We start from the raw sequence: 16634 nt of genomic DNA, 5'->3' as shown, positions 1-16634 counted from the left end.
TACTCGACAACTTCCCGGGAGAACTGGATGTCGCAGCCCGCACGGCTGACCGCCGTGACCGCTCCGCCCGCCCGCGTCCGCGATCCGTTCACAGCGCGCTGGCCGCTGGCCTCGACCGTGTCAAACCGTGAGCGTGGACCGTTGCCGCACGGGTCGCCGGGATCGGTACTGCGGCGCGCGGCGGAGGTGCTGGGCGAGCCGCGGGTGCCCTCGACAGGGGTGGGGGAGTCGGCCGCGCTCGACCTGATCGCGGGCCTGCTCGACCACCACGGGATCGACCTGAGCCACCCGCACGCGGCGGCGCACCTGCAGCCGCCGGTGCTCCAGGTCGCGGTGGACGCGGACGCGCTGGCGTCGGCGAGCAACGCGTCGATGGATACCTACGACTCCGGGCCGGCGACGCTGGCGATCGAGCAGTGGGTGGTGCGAGCGCTGGCCTCGCTGGCCGGCTTCGGGCCGCAGGCGGACGGCGTGCTGACGCCCGGCGGCTCGATCTCGAACCTGCTGGCGGTGCTGATCGCCCGGGACGGCGCGGCCGCGGCCGCCGGGATCGACGTACGGCGGGACGGTCTGCGGGGCCTCGACCGCCCGGTGGTGTTCTGCTCCGAGCTCGCCCACTTCTCGGTGCAGCGCGCCTGCGCCGCCCTCGGCCTCGGGGAACAGGCCGCGATCACGATCGCCTCCGACGAGAACTTCCGGATGCGGACCGACGTCCTCGCCGACGAGCTCGCCAAGCCCGGCCGGACGCCGGTCGCGGTGATCGCCACGGCCGGTACGACGGACTTCGGATCGATCGACCCGATCGCGCCGATCGCCGCGCTGGCCCGGCAGTACGGCGCCTGGGTCCACGTCGACGCGGCGTACGGGTTCGGGGCGTTGTTCTCCGACCGGCTCGCGCCGCTGCTCGCCGAGGTGTCGCTGGCGGACTCGGTGACGCTGGACCTGCACAAGATCGGCTGGCAGCCGGCCGCGACCAGCGTGCTGCTGGTGGCGGACCGGACCCGGTTCACGGCGTTCGACCGATCCGTCGACTACCTGAACCCGGCGGACGACATCGACTCCGGGCTCGACGGGTTGCTGGGGCGCAGCCTGCAGACCACCCGCCGTCCGGACGCGGTCAAGGTTGCCACCACGTTGACGGCATACGGGCGGTCCGGACTGGGAACGATGCTCGACACCTGTCACGAGCTCGCGCACGCCGCCGCGGCCCGGGTCGTTGCCGACAGCAACCTGGAGTTGCTGGCGCCGGTGACCTTGACCACGGTGTTGTTCCGGGTCGCCGGGCAGGGGCTGGAGGGGGCCGCTGCGGACGCCCTCCAGGGCGAGGTCCGGCGCAGGTTGCTGACCTCCGGGCGGGTGCTGATCGGCCGGACCAAGCTGCCGGCCCGCGGCGGCCGCCCGGCGGCGGTCGCGTTGAAGTTGACGCTCCTGAACCCGAACGCCACCGCGACGGACATCGAGGACCTGCTCGACCAGGTCGTGGCCACCGGCCTCGACGTGCTGACCGGCGAAGGAGCAGCGTGAGTTCTGTGGCAGTCGAAGTAGCAGTCGAGGCGCATCTGAACGCGATCCTGCGGTGCTACACGCGGGAGTCGTCCGTGCCGGTCGCGGTCGGACCGCTGACCTTCGAGGCCGGTGGGGCGACGGTGACGGCGCGGGTGGAACATGCGTCGCGGACCGGGTTGCACGAGTTCACCGACGTACGGCTGGACGGGGTCCCGCCGGCGCCGGAGGCGCTCGTGCGGGTGCTGTCCGCGGGGGCGGACCCGGCCGAGGTCGAGGACCTGGCGGCGCGGACGGCGGAGTCTGTGCGCAACGTCACGCTCTTCGTCGACCAGGCCGACGGTCAACGCGGCCCCGGTCGTTTCCTCGAGCTCGAGCAGGCGTTGCTGTTCGGGCATCTGAACCACCCGGCGCCGAAGAGCCGGGACGGGCTGAGCGGTGACGAGCTGGCGGCGTACTCGCCGGAGCTCGGTGGCCGTTTCGCAGTGCACTGGTTCGAAGCCGACGCCGAACTGGTGTCGTCGGACCAGGTGGCCGGCGCGCCCTCGCTGCAGGGACTGGACGCTGTGCAGCTGATGGGCGCGCTGGCCGGTATCACCCCGTCGTCGGGCCGGGTCCTGATCCCGGCCCACCCGTGGCAGGCGGCGTCGGTGCAGCAGCGGCCACGGGTCGCCGAACTGATCGCCGCCGGGCGGATGAAGGCCCTGGGTCCGCACGGCGCTCAGTGGTACCCGACGTCGAGCCTGCGCACCGTCTTCCACCCGGACCTGCCCGTGATGCTCAAGCTGTCGCTCGGACTGCGGATCACGAACTCGCGGCGGGAGTCGACCCCGACGGAGCTGCGCCGCGGGCTGGAGATCAACCGGTTGCTCGACGCGGCGTACAACGCGGGGACGGCCACCGCGCACCCACGGTTCACCATCGTCCGCGACCCTGCCTGGGTTGCGCTGGATGAAGGCGGACCGACGCTGACCGGCCTTGACGTCGCCGTCCGCGAGGTTCCCGCGGACGTCAACAGCTACGCCTGTTTGGCGGGTCTGGTCGCACCGCGTCCCGGCGGCGTCAGCAGGCTGAGCGAGTTCGCCGCTGAGGATCCGGCCGGCTGGACCGCGGCGTACATCGACAACGTGCTGGTCCCGATGCTGCACCTGTACGCCGAAACGGGCATCGGGCTCGAAGCGCATCAGCAGAACACCCTGGTGCGCTTGGACGGCGCGGGCCGGATCAAGGGCGGCGCCTACCGCGACAACCAGGGGTACTACCTCGCCTCGTCGTACCTGCGTGGTCTGCTGGCGGTCACCGGGCTGCGTGACTCGACACTGGCTGTTGTCGACGACCCGATCGTCGACGACCGGCTGACCTACTACCTGCTGCACAACCAGGCGCTGGCCGTGGTGGGCTGCCTGGCGGCGGACGGGGTCGCCGACGAGAGTGAACTGCTCGGTGTGGTCCGGGAGCGGCTGACACTCGCGCTGCCCTTGCTGAAGGCTGCTGGACCGGAGGGCGATCGTCTGGCACGCCGGTGGCTCGACGCGGACACACTGCCATGCAAGGCGAACATGCTGACCCGACTGCGCGGCATCGACGAGGTAGTAGCGCCGCTGGACGCACAGTCCGTCTATCTCGACATCCCGAACCCGCTGCGGTGAGTGAATTCGACCTGCGCCCGGCCGAGCCCACTGACGCCCCTCGCATCGCACTGTGGATGGCGCAGCCGCACGTCCATCGCTGGTGGCAGCAGAGCTGGTCGGTCGAGCGCTGGGCGCAGGAGATCGAGCAGCAAACAGCGGGCGAACACTCCACGCCGTACGTGGTGGCCATGGACAGCGAGGACTTCGCGTACGTCGAGTTGTACCGGGTCCGTCACGACCGGTTGGCGCAGTACTACGCCTACGACGACCAGGACTGGGGCGTCCACGTGGCGATCGGTGATGCCACATGGGTCGGCCGGGGCCTCGGGAGGCGGCTGCTCAGCGCGGTCGCGGACACCGTGCTGCGCGCCGAACCGGCATGCAGCCGGGTAGTTGCCGAACCGGACGCCGAGAACACACCGTCTGTCCGCGCCTTCGCCGCGGCCGGTTTCGTCCAGCACGGGGAGCTACAGCTGCCCGAGAAGACAGCAGTACTGATGGTCCGCACCCGGACCGCGCAGGAGGTTTGAGATGTACGACGTGATCGCGATCGGCTGTGGGCCGTTCAACCTCGGACTCGCCGCGCTGGCGGACGGTGTGGACGACGTACAACTGGCTGTGCTCGACAGCCGGCCTGAGTTCACCTGGCACCGCGGGCTGATGTTCGAGGACGCGATGCTGCAGGTGTCGTTCCTGGCGGACCTGGTGAGTTTGGTGGAGCCTGCACACCGCCTGTCCTTTCTGTCGTACTTGAAGGACAACGACCGGCTGTATCAGTTCTACGTGCGGGAGAAGTTCCACCCGACGCGGCGGGAGTACGAGACGTACCTGCGGTGGTGTGCCGCGCAGTTGGACTCGCTGCACTTCGGTCACCACGTGCGGGAGGCGGTGTGTGACGGGTCTTCGTTCGAGTTGACGGTGGAGCGGGGCGAGAGCGTCGAGCGGTTCGAGGCGCGGCATCTGGTGGTCGGTGTCGGTACTGAGCCGTTCGTGCCTGCTGCGCTGGCTGGACTGCCGTCTGAGCGGTTCCTGCACTCTGCGGACTACCTGTTCCGTCGGGACGACCTGCTGCGCACAGGTCGGGTGACCGTCGTCGGCTCCGGGCAGTCGGGTGCCGAGTGCGCATTGGACCTGCTGCGCGCTGACGGTCCTGCTGTGTCCTGGCTGACCCGTACGCCGTCGTTCGCGCCGCTGGACTACTCCAAGCTCGTGCTGGAGATGACAACCCCGTCGTACGTCGACTACTTCCACCGACTCGATGAACCGGTCCGCGATCGTCTCGTGAAGGAACAGTGGCGGCACTACAAGGGCATCTCCTCAGAGACGCTGGACGACATCCACGACGTCTTGTACACAAGGGATCTCGCCGCTGAACTGCTCTGCGGCGTGGCAGTGGTGTCAGCGGTGGCGCGTGCTGACGGCCTGGAGTTGACGATGCTGCACACGGACAGCGGAAAGACGTTCCAGCACCGGACGGACATGGTGGTCGCTGCCACCGGCTACCGGAACCGTTCGCTGCCATTCCTGGACTCGCTGCAGGAGCAGATCCAGCACGACGCGGCCGGCCGCTGGATCATCAACCGCGACCACAGCGTGCAGACCGAGGACGCGCTCGCAGGACGCATCTTCGTCGCCAACGCAGACCTGCACAGCCACGGGGTCGCGGCGCCGGACCTGGGCATCGGAGCGATCCGGAATGCGACCATCCTGAACAGCGTCGCCGGCCGAGAGGTGTTCCGGCTGCCGAAGTCCACGGCCTACACGACGTTTGCGATCCCGGGATGAGTATCTGGACCGACTGTTCGGCGCAGCTGCTGGCGAAGCTGATCTCGCAGTTCTGTACCGAGGGCTTGCTCGAACCGGTCGACAACCGGTTGGACCTCGGTGCGGTCAGCTACACCTTCGACGCGACCCGTGGCGGTTTCGGCAGCTGGCGGGTCGATCCAGCGTCCATCCGCCGTACCACTGCCGGCATCCTCGGCAACGACGAGAGCGAGGTGGCCACGGACCCGATCCAGTTCTTCGTCGAAGCTGCCGACGTACTGGGCGTCGACGGGCCCACCGCCGCCGGGTACGTCGCGGAACTGACGAGCACGCTCGCCGCCGACGTACGGATGGCCGCTACCGCTGTACCTGCCGCTGATCTGCTCGAGCTTCACCACACCCGGCTGGAGGGACACCTCACGGGGCACCCGCTGCTGGTGGCGAACAAGGGCCGCCTGGGCTTCTCGGCCGAGGACAGCCTGCGGTACGCCCCCGAGGCCCGTACTCCGCTGCACCTGACCTGGCTCGCCGTACGACGCGGTCTCGCCGAGTTCCGCGGTACGCCGGACCTGTCGGAGCACTCGGTCATCGCCAGGGAGCTGGACCCACCGACCGTGGAGGCGTTCCGGGCCCGGCTGGACGACCCGGACGCGTACGTGTGGCTCCCGTGTCATCCGTGGCAGTTGGATCACGTCGTCCGGACGCAGTGGGCCCGGGAGCTCGCGACCGGCGAGATCGTCGTACTGGGGGAGAGCCCCGACGAGTACCTGCCCACCCAGTCGATCCGCACGATGGTCAACACCACCCGGCCGGACCGGTATCAGGTGAAGCTTCCGCTGAAGATCCTCAACACCTCGGTCTACCGCGGCATCCCCGAGCACTGCACGCTGGCCGCGCCGATGATCACCCAATGGCTGCGCGGCCTGTGGTCCCGCGACGAGCTGCTCCAGCAGCTGGGGACCGAGCTCCTCGGAGAGGTTGCCTCGGTCACCGTTCCACATCCCCAACTCTCCACGCACACAGGCATTCCGTATCAGTGGACCGAGACCCTCGGCTGCATCTGGAGGGACCCGGTCGACCCGCGTCTGCAAGACGGGGAGTCCGTGTGGCCGCTGGCCGCAGTACTCCACCCTGGCTTCACCGAAGCCGCGCTCGCCCGCAGCGGCACTGACTCCAGGACCTGGCTCAGCCACCTCCTCTCCACCCTGCTCCGTCCGCTGCTTCACCTCCTCCACCACTACGGCATTACCGTCAACCCGCACGGCGAGAACCTCGCCGTCATCTGCGACGCGTCCGGTCTGCCCGCCCGCCTCGTCATCAAGGACCTGGTCGACGACATCAACATCTCCACCGACCCGATCGTTGCCCGCGGCCCCGAACCCGACTCGCACGCCCGCGTCCTGCCCCGCAAACCCTGGCCCGTCCTCCGCCAGTATGTCGTGGACGCCCTGCTGCTCGGCGTCCTGAACCCGCTGGCCGCCCAGAACCTCATCCCCGAAGCCACCTTCTGGTCCCTGACCCGCGCCGAGGTGGACCTCTACGCCACCAACCATCCCGAGTACGCCGACCGCCTGGCCGCCACCGCCCTGACCGGCGAGACGTTCGCGCGCTACCCCCTCAACGGCTACCGCCTGACCCTCGGCTACACCGACCTGGACACCCGCCCACCCATCCCAGTCACCGGCACCATCCCTAATCCGCTGCACTCAGCGCAGTGAGGTGATCCACCGGGCGGCTTGTTTGGTTTGGGTCAGGCGGCGTTCGTAGGTGGCGCCGGTGGTGAGGAGGATCAGGCCTGCGGTGGCGAGCGTGATCCAGCGAGGGATCAGCGGCGCGACCTCCAGGAACTGGGCGAGGGCGATCTTGGCGACGGCGGCGGAGCCGATCACGAACGGGGACTGGAGGGAGCGGCGGACGCCGACGAGGATCAGCAGGACGGCGGCAGCCACCACCAGGGTCGCGCGCAGCCAGTCGTGGGTGGTGTCGGCGGCCAGCGCGGACGGGGCCAGTCCGAGGAGGAGTCCGGGGCCGAGGTAGACCCAGCTGGATTGGTTGCGCCAGGCAAGGATGCCGACGGCCAGCAGGACGAGAGCGGGCGGGACCGTGTACCACTCCAGCGTGTGGGCGCCCGCGCCGAGCATGAAGGCGGTGTTGGCGCTGACGAGCAGGAACGCGGCGATCAGCAAGGCGGGGCGTCGGCGCGGATTCATGCCGTAGGCGATCAACGGTGCGGCCGTGATCGTCAGGACCACGCCGGTCGCGGTCAGGGCGGGAGTTGTCGCGGCGGCGATTTCGGCCAGTACCGCGGCGCAGGCGGAGGTCGTGAGGAGGACGGGTTCGACCGCCGATCCGACGTACCGGCAGGTGACGGAAGTGCCGATCGCGCCGACGACGGCGAGCGCGACGGCGGCCGGCCACGCGTCGACGTACCCGTCGATGGCGAACAACACGATCGCGAACTGGGCGCTCAGGCTGGCGACCGCGGCGGTCGGTACGAGGTCGGTGAAGGTGCGGGCGGCGGACACGACGGCCAGTACGGCGAGGATCGCGGCGATGTACCCGAGTTGGCGGATGTCGTTCGTCGCCAAGCAGTACACGATGTCGACGGCTGCGACGGTGCCGGTTGCGGTGTGCAGGACCACGGCGAGCTTGCCGGTACGGCGGGACGCGACCAGTTCCGTGACGGCGAGAGCGGTGGCGAGGGCGGTGGTGAGCCAGCGGCCCGGGCCGGGGAGTTGCGGGAGCGTGGTTGCGACCGCGAAGGCGGCGGCTGCGGCGCAGACGGCTTCGGCGAGGACGGCCGGGATCGCGGCCGGAAGCGGGCGTCTGCGGAGGATCGTGAGACCGGTCGCGGCCGAGAGGCAGATGACGGCGGCGGTTGCGATGGTCGTCGTCAGGGTGGTGGTCGCCAGGAGACCCCAGAGCGTGCGGGACGTGCCGGTCAGGAGGATCCCGCAGAAGACCACGGTTGCGGTGACGGCTCCGGTACGGCGGACGATCGGGGTGCCCTTCGCGGACAGGATCAGCGTGGCGACGACTTGTGCGAGCAGGGCGCCGAGGATGACCGGGAGGCCGGCGCGGTCGAGCAGCACGAGTGGGAGCGGGAGTTGGCCGACGATGACCGTGCCGACACCGTACGTGACGACCTTGGGTGCCAGGCGGGTCATCAGGAGGGTGACTGCGGAGACGACCGCGAAGACGATCGCACTGTAGGTGAAGCCGTCGATCTCCGTCGGAGGGATGAGGCCGAGGGTGCGGGCGCCGTACAGATCGACAGTGAGCAGGCCGGTGCCGAGGATGGCGAGGGCCTCGGCGGTGCCGGTGAGGGTACGGCGGCTCGCGGGGATCGAGCCGGCGAAGGCGAGGGCGGCGAGGGTGCCGATGATGGCGGCCTGCGCCGCGACGGGGAGGTTGCGCCAGTTGACGGCGAGGAAGGTGACGCCGGCCGCCAGGAGGAGCAGTACGCCGAGGCCGAGGAGGGTGGCCTGCGGGCTGAGACGGCGGATCCACGCGGCGGCAGGCTTGTGAGGCGGGCTCTGCGGCGGTTGTTGCTGGGGGAGTGGACGTGGGGCGCCGAAGCGGGAGGGGTAGCGCGGGAGGGCGCCGGTCGGCTGCTGGGTCGCGCGGGCCGCGGCTGGTGGTGCTGCGGGTGGTGCTGCGGGTGGTGCTGCGGGCGGTGCTACGGGAGGTGCTACGGGTGGGGCAGGAGCCGGAGGCGGCCCGAGGGGTTGTGGGTAAGGCTGTGGATAAAGGGCCGGCTCGAGGGTCAGCTGCAGGTGGGTGCGGCAGGTGGGGCAGGTGATGGCGGCGGTCGGCATCGGGTCCTCCTCGGGTCCGTTCCACTGTCCCGAGGCGGAACGGTTCGCCGCTTGAGTACGTCTACTCAAAGTTCTGACGTAGGCTGCTGCGGTCTGCCGATCGTCCAGACCGGCGTGACGACCACGGGGAGCACCATGAACACTGGGTACGTCGAGCTCGCGAGAGCTCAGCAGGAACGTTGGGAGTCGGCGTACGCGCAACGCCCGCAGCTGCACGGATCGGAGCCTTCGGCGGCGGCGCACCGCGCGGTCGAACGGTTCGGTGCCGCGGGCATCGACGACGTACTGGAACTCGGATCCGGCCACGGGCGGGACGCGCTTTTCCTGGCCAGGCAGGGATTCAGCGTGCACGCGACCGACTTCAGCGACACGGCGCTCGACCAGCTGCGGCACGCGGCGCAGCGTGAGGGACTCGACGACCGGGTGACCGCCGCGTTGCACGACGTACGCGACCCGCTACCGCCGGCCGATGCGACGGTGAACGCGGTGTTCGCGAATCTCCTGCTCAACATGACGTTCTCTCCGTCCGAGCTGCGGTCGCTCGTCGCCGAGGTGCGGCGGGTGCTCTGCCCGGGCGGGCTCTTCGTGTACGCCGTCTGTTCCACGGACGACCCCTGTACCCAGTACTCTCGTCAACTCGACGACGGCTTGTCGGTGTACGACGGGTTCGTCGGCCGGTTCTTCGACGAGGACCTGGTCGGCGAGCTCGCCGGCCACTGGCAACTCGACGAACTCACGCCCTACGACGAAGGACAACGGCGGATGTTGCTGGTGGCGATGACCAAGCCTGCACAGGAAACCTGAAGCCAGCTCTAAGTTCCGGGCGGTTGGTTGCCGACGGCTCAGGTTGCGTTGTGGTCACCAACCGAAATGTCGCATTGACGATCCCGACCGGTTCCGACAAGCTCTGTCCGCGTCTCACCTTCGACCATCGGAGTAACAGCAATGCAGTGGTACATCGACGTTCTCAAGAAGTACACCGTGTTCAGTGGGCGGGCCCGGCGCAAAGAGTACTGGATGTTCGTGCTCTTCAGCTTCATCGTCTCGGTAGTCCTGTCCATCCTGGACCGGGTGCTCGGACTCAACTACGGCCCAGGCGACTCGAACGGTTGGCTGCAGACGATCTACGGCCTGGCGGTACTGCTGCCCTCGATCGCGGTGGCGATCCGGCGGATGCACGACACCAACCGTTCCGGCTGGTGGATCCTGATCAACCTGATCCCGTGTGTCGGGTTCATCTGGTTCATCGTCCTGGCCGCGCAGGAGGGCAACGCCGGCGACAACCAGTACGGTCCGGACCCGAAGGCGGCCGAGCGGTTCGGCGGCCCGGGTGCGGCGGGTCCGGCGGAGCCGGGCTACCCGACCGTCTGAGACCGAACGACTCGAACGCCCCGCGATTTCTCGCGGGGCGTTCGCATTTTTCTGCAGCTCGTGCCAGGCGGTGTCAGCTGGCCTGGCTGACGCTGGACATGTTGTAGTCCGGGATCAGCAGCGGTGGTGTCGCAGTGCGGGACAGGTAGTCGCCCCACTCGCGCGAGAACGACGGAACGGTCGTGCCGGCCGCGCCGAAGCGGGACAGCAGGTCGACCGGACTCTCGTTGAAGCGGAAGTTGTTGACCGCCCCGGTGACCTCGCCGTTCTCGACCAGGTAGACGCCGTCGCGGGTCAGGCCGGTGAGCAGCAGCGTCTGCGGGTCGACGACCCGGATGTACCACAGGCAGGTCAGCAGCAGACCGTGGTCGAGACCGGTCACCAGGTCGTCGGTCGACCCGCTGGCGCCGTCCACCGAGAGCACGTAGTTCTCGATGTCCGGAGTGGCCGTCGGCGCGCCGATCAGGTCGGCGGTGTACCTGCTCGTCATCAGGTGCTCGAGCTTGCCGCCGCGGATCCAGTCGGTCGCGGCCAGCGTGAGCCCGTTGTCGAACACGCTCGACGAGCCGCCGGACGACCGCGCCACCGCGAACGAGAACGCCTCGAGCCCAGCGAGCGCCGGGTCCGAGTGCAGGGTCACCGGCTGTGACGACAGCGTGTCGCCGATCCTGGTGCCGCCACCCGCCTTGGAGAACACGGTCTGTCCCTCGAACGCGTCCCGGCCGTCGAGCTGCCAGAACAAGTACGTCATCAGGTCCGCGACCGCGGCCGGCGGGAGGATCGTCGGGTGCCGGCCCGCGTCGACCGAGACCGTCCGGGACGCCCAGCCGAGCCGGCGGGTGAGCTCGCCGTCGAGCGCGAGCGCGTCGACGTCGGTGAAGTCGCGGGTCGCCGTGCCGACCCAGGCCGAGTGGCTGAGGTCGGCGTTCTTGCCGGTCGACGACACGTACCCGCGGGGCAGCGCCTGGCGCAGCCGCAGTCCGGTCGACGAGCCGACGTACAAGGTCGCGACCTCGTGGTTCGCGAAGCCGTAGAGCCGGCGCTTCTCGGCCGCGGCCCGCCGCAGTGATTCGCCGAGCGACGGCGCGAACTTCTCGTACACGCCGACGGAGGTCACCTCGGGTTCGAGATCCCAGTCCGCGCTCGCCGTACCGTCGACGAGCGGCCGCGCGTCCTCGGCGGGCCCGGCCGCGCGGGCGGTCGCGATCGCGGCGGAGACGATCTCGCGCAGCGAGTCCTCGGTGACCGACGAGCGGCCGACGACGCCGGCCGCCGTACCCTTACCGGCGCCGACCGTGGCGATCACGGTCACGCTGGAGCCGCGCATCGCGCCGTTCGTGGTCAGGGTGTTGTTGGCCCAGCGCAGGTTGGTGCTGGAGGTCTCCGCGACGAGGACGACGCAACCGTCGGCGCCCTCGGCCGCGGCCAGCGCCAGGCCCCGCTCGACGGTGTCCTGCGGGGTGAGCTGTACGGCGGTCACCGGCCGGCCTCCTGGGTGGTGTTGAGAATGCGGACTCCGCGGAACAGCGCGGACGGGCAGCCGTGGCTGACCGCGCCGCTCTGCGAGGGCTCGGCCTTGCCGCAGTTCAGCGCGCCGCCGAGGACGTACGTCTGCGGGCCGCCGACGGCCTCCATCGAGCCCCAGAAGTCAGTGGTCGTGGCCTGGTAGGCGACGTCGCGGAGCTGTCCGTCGAGCTTGCCGTCGGTGATCTTGTAGAACCGCTGGCCGGTGAACTGGAAGTTGTACCGCTGCATGTCGATCGACCAGGACTTGTCGCCGACGATGTAGATCCCGTTCCGGACCCGGCTGATCAGCTCCTCCGTGGACGGGCCGTCCGGCGCGGGCTGCAGCGAGACGTTGGCCATCCGCTGGATGGGGATGTGGCCGGACGAGTCGGCGTACGCGCACCCGTTGGAGCGCGAGGTGCCGAGCACGTCCTCGTTCTTCTTCGCCATCCGGCGGTCGACCTGGTACCCGACCAGGATCCCGTCCTTGACCAGGTCCCACTGCTGGCCGGCCACGCCCTCGTCGTCGTACCCGACGGTGGACAGGCCGTGCTCCGCGGTGCGGTCGCCGGTGACGTGCATGACCGGCGAGCCGTACTGCAGCGTGCCGAGCTTGTCGAGGGTGGCGAAGCTGGTGCCGGCGTAGTTCGCCTCGTAGCCGAGAGCGCGGTCGAGCTCGGTCGCGTGGCCGATCGACTCGTGGATGGTGAGCCAGAGGTTGGACGGGTCGATGACCACGTCGTACGTGCCCGGCTCGACGCTCGGCGCGGCCATCTTCTCGGCCAGCCAGCCGGGGATCCGCGCCAGCTCGCCGTCCCAGTCCCAGCCGGTGCCGGTCATGTACTCCCAGCCGCGGCCCGCGGGCGGGGCGGTCGACGACATCGAGTCGAAGCGGTCCTCGGCGACGGCGTGGGCGGTGATGTCCGGACCGATCCGGACGCGTTGCTGCGTGTACGACGTGCCGGCGGTGTTGGCGTAGTACTTGCACTCGTGGATCGTGGCGACATGGACGCTGACGTGCGCGACGCCCTCCGCCTCGAGCAGACGGTCGCTGTAGCCGGTCAGCAGCGCGACCTTCTCGGCCCGTGGCACGGTGAACGGATCGATCTCGTACGACGAGATCCAGGTGACGTCGTCGTACACCGGCTCGTCGGCGAGCTCGATCGTCTCGGCGTTGATCGGGCGGGAGACCTGCGCCATGTGCACCGCCTGCTCGGCGAGGCCGACCGCCTCGTCGACGGTCAGCGCGACACCGGCCGCGAAACCCCAGGTGCCGTCGTGGATGACGCGCACGGCGAGACCGAGGTCCTCGTCGTCCTTCGCGCTCTCCAGCACACTGTCGCGCAGGGAGATGGACTCGGACCGGATCCGCTCCAGCCGGAACTCTGCGAAGCCGGCCCCGAGATCACGGGCACGCTGCAGGGCGGCCGCGGCCAGCTCCTGCCGGGGGAGAGCGAGGAAGCTCGCGTCGATATCAGGCACGGAACCGACCTTATACACGGAACCCGACAATCCCCGGCGGTGTAGTGACGGTGTAGTGACATGACCAGAAGTTGACAGGAGACACGATCAGCGAGGGTGACGAGGCCGACGTACTGGCTCGGGTCCGCGGTGGCGACAGCGCCGCGTACGGCGAGCTGGTGAACAGGCATGCCCTGGTGGCGAAGCGGACCGCGGTGCTGCTGGGCGCCGGTGCGGACGCGGACGACGTGGTACAGGAAGCGTTCGTGAAGGCGTACCGGGGGCTGGGCGGGTTTCGGGAGGGTGCTGCTTTCCGGCCCTGGCTGTTGCGGATCGTCGCCAACGAGACCCGGAACGCTGTCCGCGCACGCGGGCGCCGGACGCAGCGTGAGCAGCGGGCGGCGCCATTGGACGTCGTACTGGATCCGGCTGACGAGGCGGTGTCGCTGGAGCGGCGCACCGAGCTGCTGGCCGCCGTACGGGCGCTGCCGGACCAGATGCGCCTGGTGGTGACCTGTCGGTACCTGCTGGATCTGGACGAGCAGGAGACCGCAGTAGTACTCGGCTGGCCCCGCGGGACAGTCAAGTCACGCCTGCATCGCGCACTGGGTCGCCTGCGCGATGCCCTGCCCGACAAGGAGGTGCAGCGATGAGCCTCGAAGACGAGCTGCGGGCAGTCGGGCGTTCTGCCGTCGTACCTCCGGTAGCTGACGATCTGACCGCCGCAGTGCTGACTCGGGTGGCTGACCTCCCGGTGCGGAAGCGGCTGCGGGACAGGTGGCGTGCATTCGTTGCTGGGTTCCTCGTCCTGGTTGCGGGCGCGGCGCTGACGCCTCCGGTGCGTGCGACCGTCGCAGAGTGGCTTCAGATCGGGGGAGTGCAGGCACAACCAGTTGGGAGCGGTCCGAGTACTGCGCCACCACCTCCGACAGTGAGCGGCCACCTGTCCGTGGACCAGGCTGCGAGCGTCGCCGGCTTCACACCCAAGCTGCCCAAGGCCCTCGGTGCACCAAGCGGCATGGAGGCGTCACGCGGATTCATCGCGGCCAGCTGGGACGGGCTGCGGCTGGAGCAGTTCCAGTCGGGCATCTCGCCGCTGTACGCCAAGAAGTACTACGACCGGTTGGAGCGCGTACCCGAGGTCAACGGGTTCTGGTTCAGTACGCCGCACGAGTTGGTGCTGCTCGACGAACGCGTCGTACGGATCGCCGGTCCGACGCTGGTCTGGGAGCGCGACGGTGTCACGTTCCGCCTCGAAGGAGCCGGCAAGGCACGTGCCGTGGAGCTGGCGGCCGGAACCTTCTGAGCGCGAGCGGTGTACCAGTTGTGAAAGGAGCAGCCATGGTCCGCCGTACTCTCGCCCTCGCCGCACTCCTCGTCCTCACCGCTCTGTCGACAGCCCCCGCGTCAGCGGGCGGTCCGACCAGCGTCGTGCTCAGCGCACCCCCGAACGTCACCGCCTTCGGCTACGACGACCCGCGGTACGACGCACTCCGCGCGCTGACCGAACCCAACGACCGCGAGCCCGGCGGTGACCACCGCAGCGGCCGCTTCGTCCGCGCCACCTGGCTCATCCACGACATGTCCGTGTGGCGGATCGACATCATCTACCCCGACGCACCCGGCGGGCCGTGGATCCTCACCGAGCTCACCATGGGGGAGGTCAGGTCGACCAGTCCGACCTGGCATCGCGCCACCGACCCGACCAAGCTTGTCAGACTGCTGTCCGACCTGAACCTGCTCAGCGGTGAGTTCCAAGGCGGCCCGGCAATTGGCGACGGCTATGCGGCGCCTGAAGCCACGCCTGAGACCGCAGCTGAACCCGAACCGGCACCTGCCCCAGCAGCGCAGGTCCAGTCGACCAGTGTCTTCACAGGCTGGCGCTGGAGCATCCCCGGCGTCCTGTTCGGCGCAGCGCTCGCCGTCGTCGCCTTCCGCCTCTTCCCGAAGCGCCGCTGGGAGCTGATCGACTAGATGTTCGCGACCAGCTCGAAACCTGCGAACAGGCGGCCACCGTGTGGGGCGAGGATGCGGTCGACCGCGGCCACGATGCGGTTGTCGGACGCCCGTACGCCGTCCAGCAACGCCGTCGCGTGATCGGTGCCGTGAGCAACGTCGTACGCCGTGAGCTCGCGCAGCAGACCCTTGCCGGTACCGGACCAATGACCCGCACCGGTCAGCAGCAACCGGGCCGCCTCCTGCCACAACACCGACGTGACCGCCAACCGCACATCACCAGCCGCACCAGCCAGGTCGTCCAGCAAGTCGGTGATCCCGTAGCGCAGCTGCCTCAACTCGTCCGCGGACAGTGGTTCAGGCCCTGCGGCCACCTCGGCAAGGAACTCCTGCTGCAGGCGTGCACCTGACCCGTCAATGTCCACCAGTACGACGGACTCGCCGACCAGCCGCATCATCGTCGGTTGGCGTCGTGCCTGGTCCTTGTCGGCGAAATGGCGCAGCGACTTCTCGGTGTGCACGAACAACTCGACCGGCCAACCGCCGTACTCCAGCGACGTCCGCCGGGGCGCCGGCGGACCGTCCAGCAACACCGTGATGTCCAGGTCGGACGTCGGGCCCGCGTCGCCGCGCACCACGCTCCCACCGAGCCACGCGGCGCGGGCATCCGGATACAGCTCCTGAACGAGTTGGCGTGCAAGGTCCATCAGGACAGTGTCAGCCAGCGGAGCAGTTCGCGGTACGCATTTGTCGGTGGGATGTGGCCGCCCACGTAGCACTTGCGCTCGGCGTGCGGGATCGCGGCGGCCAGGTGGTCGGCGTACTTGCCGGCGCGCTCGTCGGCCGAACCGTGCCAGAGGCTGACCGGCACGCGGATGTCACCCAGATCGAAGCCCCAGGGAGTCGCGAACGCGATGTGGTCGTCGATCCAGCCGTCGTGGCTGGTGACGAAGGTGGCCGTCAGCCGCGCCACCGCCGCGGGATCCTCACGAGCCGGTGGCCCCGGTGGTGAGCCGGGGTCGGGCGGGAACTCCGGTCCGCCCTCCACGACGGCGGCCATGATCGACCGCGCCGTCTTCTCCAGCCCTGGCCGCAGGTCGCCGTGCACCGCGAGCCAGGACGTGCGGTTGCGCCGTGGATACGCCTGTTCCTCCGCCTCGGTCGGCTCGGGGCCGTCGACGATCGGTGGTGCGTTGCTCGCAGTGACGGCGCAACGAGTCACTCGGTCGGGCAATAAGGCCGCGCAGGCCAGCGCGTGCGGTCCGCCGCCGGAGCCACCGGTGACCGCGAAGCGTTCCCACCCGAGGGCATCAGCCACCGCGACAGCGTCGTCGGCGACCGACGCCACCGTCCGGCCCGGCTGCCGAGTCGAGCCGCCGTACCCGGGCCGGTCGGGCATCACCATCCACAGTCCCGAGGTCTCGATGGTCGCGACCACCTCCGGCCGCTTCCACCGCGTGCTCGGCGTACCGCCGAACGACATCACGGGTACGCCGTCCTCCGCGCCGTACACGGCGTACATGAGCATCCGGTCGCCGATCCGCAGCATCTGATCCACCTGCGGAGCGTAACCACCCGGCAGCAGCTAGCCGAATCCCGAGTTAACGACCGAACATTTTCGGGA

The 16634-nt window shown here is 69.5% G+C and carries 15 protein-coding genes; 10 read left to right on the top strand and 5 right to left on the bottom strand.

Translation table 11 applies throughout. The features are described 5' to 3' along the window. Window positions 1–27 precede the first annotated feature (27 nt). From BJY22_RS29375 to BJY22_RS29355, 5 genes are read left to right on the top strand one after another with little or no spacing between them, the layout of a single operon-like run. Entirely contained in the window at window positions 28–1524 is a 1497-nt protein-coding gene (locus BJY22_RS29375) for a pyridoxal phosphate-dependent decarboxylase family protein (protein WP_167213045.1), read from the top strand. Next, window positions 1521–3152, top strand: coding sequence for an IucA/IucC family protein (locus tag BJY22_RS29370; RefSeq protein ID WP_337759397.1), 1632 nt, complete (start codon window positions 1521–1523; stop codon window positions 3150–3152). The genes BJY22_RS29375 and BJY22_RS29370 overlap by 4 nt, the downstream gene beginning before the upstream one ends. After that, the gene (locus BJY22_RS29365) at window positions 3149–3664 is read left to right on the top strand and encodes a GNAT family N-acetyltransferase (RefSeq protein ID WP_337759396.1); all 516 of its coding nucleotides are present in this window, start codon (window positions 3149–3151) and stop codon (window positions 3662–3664) included. Before BJY22_RS29370 ends, BJY22_RS29365 begins: the two co-directional genes overlap by 4 nt. 1 nt (window position 3665) lies before the next feature. Further along, window positions 3666–4919 carry a lysine N(6)-hydroxylase/L-ornithine N(5)-oxygenase family protein gene (locus BJY22_RS29360; RefSeq protein ID WP_167213042.1) on the top strand — a complete coding sequence of 418 codons (1254 nt, stop codon included), beginning with the start codon at window positions 3666–3668 and terminating at the stop codon, window positions 4917–4919. Beyond that, window positions 4916–6616: an IucA/IucC family protein gene (locus BJY22_RS29355; RefSeq protein WP_167213041.1), complete on the top strand. Its 1701-nt coding sequence runs from the start codon at window positions 4916–4918 to the stop codon at window positions 6614–6616. The genes BJY22_RS29360 and BJY22_RS29355 overlap by 4 nt, the downstream gene beginning before the upstream one ends. On the opposite strand, the gene BJY22_RS29350 is transcribed toward BJY22_RS29355, so the two are convergent. After that, window positions 6605–8716 (bottom strand): SCO7613 C-terminal domain-containing membrane protein, encoded by a 2112-nt coding sequence (locus tag BJY22_RS29350; RefSeq protein ID WP_238350492.1) that lies wholly within the window; start codon window positions 8714–8716, stop codon window positions 6605–6607. The two genes, BJY22_RS29355 and BJY22_RS29350, sit on opposite strands and share 12 nt — an antisense overlap. Before the next feature lie 135 nt (window positions 8717–8851). Here BJY22_RS29350 and BJY22_RS29345 point away from each other — a divergent pair, with 135 nt between their 5' ends. Together BJY22_RS29345 and BJY22_RS29340 are read left to right on the top strand one after the other, a co-directional pair. After that, complete coding sequence (locus tag BJY22_RS29345; protein ID WP_167213040.1) at window positions 8852–9520, top strand: class I SAM-dependent methyltransferase; 669 nt, start codon at window positions 8852–8854, stop codon at window positions 9518–9520. 141 nt (window positions 9521–9661) lie between these two features. Beyond that, entirely contained in the window at window positions 9662–10087 is a 426-nt protein-coding gene (locus tag BJY22_RS29340) for a DUF805 domain-containing protein (RefSeq protein WP_167213038.1), read from the top strand. Between the two features lie 73 nt (window positions 10088–10160). Here BJY22_RS29340 and BJY22_RS29335 read toward each other — a convergent pair whose 3' ends face one another. Together BJY22_RS29335 and BJY22_RS29330 are read right to left on the bottom strand one after the other, a co-directional pair. After that, window positions 10161–11567, bottom strand: a complete 1407-nt coding sequence (locus BJY22_RS29335) for a metallopeptidase TldD-related protein (RefSeq protein ID WP_167213037.1) — start codon at window positions 11565–11567, stop codon at window positions 10161–10163. After that, window positions 11564–13075: a metallopeptidase TldD-related protein gene (locus BJY22_RS29330; RefSeq protein WP_167213035.1), complete on the bottom strand. Its 1512-nt coding sequence runs from the start codon at window positions 13073–13075 to the stop codon at window positions 11564–11566. The genes BJY22_RS29335 and BJY22_RS29330 overlap by 4 nt, the downstream gene beginning before the upstream one ends. A 71-nt stretch (window positions 13076–13146) precedes the next feature. On the opposite strand from BJY22_RS29330, the gene BJY22_RS29325 reads away from it, so the two are divergent. The 3 genes from BJY22_RS29325 to BJY22_RS29315 are packed head-to-tail and all read left to right on the top strand — an operon-like array spanning window position 13147 to window position 15028. After that, window positions 13147–13707: an RNA polymerase sigma factor gene (locus BJY22_RS29325; RefSeq protein WP_202891309.1), complete on the top strand. Its 561-nt coding sequence runs from the start codon at window positions 13147–13149 to the stop codon at window positions 13705–13707. Then, window positions 13704–14360 carry a hypothetical protein gene (locus tag BJY22_RS29320; protein ID WP_167213032.1) on the top strand — a complete coding sequence of 219 codons (657 nt, stop codon included), beginning with the start codon at window positions 13704–13706 and terminating at the stop codon, window positions 14358–14360. Before BJY22_RS29325 ends, BJY22_RS29320 begins: the two co-directional genes overlap by 4 nt. A 35-nt stretch (window positions 14361–14395) precedes the next feature. Beyond that, window positions 14396–15028 carry a hypothetical protein gene (locus tag BJY22_RS29315; RefSeq protein ID WP_167213029.1) on the top strand — a complete coding sequence of 211 codons (633 nt, stop codon included), beginning with the start codon at window positions 14396–14398 and terminating at the stop codon, window positions 15026–15028. Here the strand turns inward: BJY22_RS29315 and BJY22_RS29310 are convergent. Then, window positions 15025–15717: a nucleotidyltransferase domain-containing protein gene (locus tag BJY22_RS29310; RefSeq protein ID WP_167213026.1), complete on the bottom strand. Its 693-nt coding sequence runs from the start codon at window positions 15715–15717 to the stop codon at window positions 15025–15027. The genes BJY22_RS29315 and BJY22_RS29310 overlap by 4 nt on opposite strands. Continuing rightward, window positions 15717–16559 (bottom strand): alpha/beta fold hydrolase, encoded by an 843-nt coding sequence (locus BJY22_RS29305; protein ID WP_167218803.1) that lies wholly within the window; start codon window positions 16557–16559, stop codon window positions 15717–15719. The genes BJY22_RS29310 and BJY22_RS29305 overlap by 1 nt, the downstream gene beginning before the upstream one ends. Window positions 16560–16634 lie beyond the last annotated feature (75 nt).

Source organism: Kribbella shirazensis, assembly GCF_011761605.1.
Lineage (GTDB): Bacteria > Actinomycetota > Actinomycetes > Propionibacteriales > Kribbellaceae > Kribbella > Kribbella shirazensis.
Note: the sequence above shows the minus strand (reverse complement) of the source record. Positions and strands in the feature narration are given on the sequence as shown.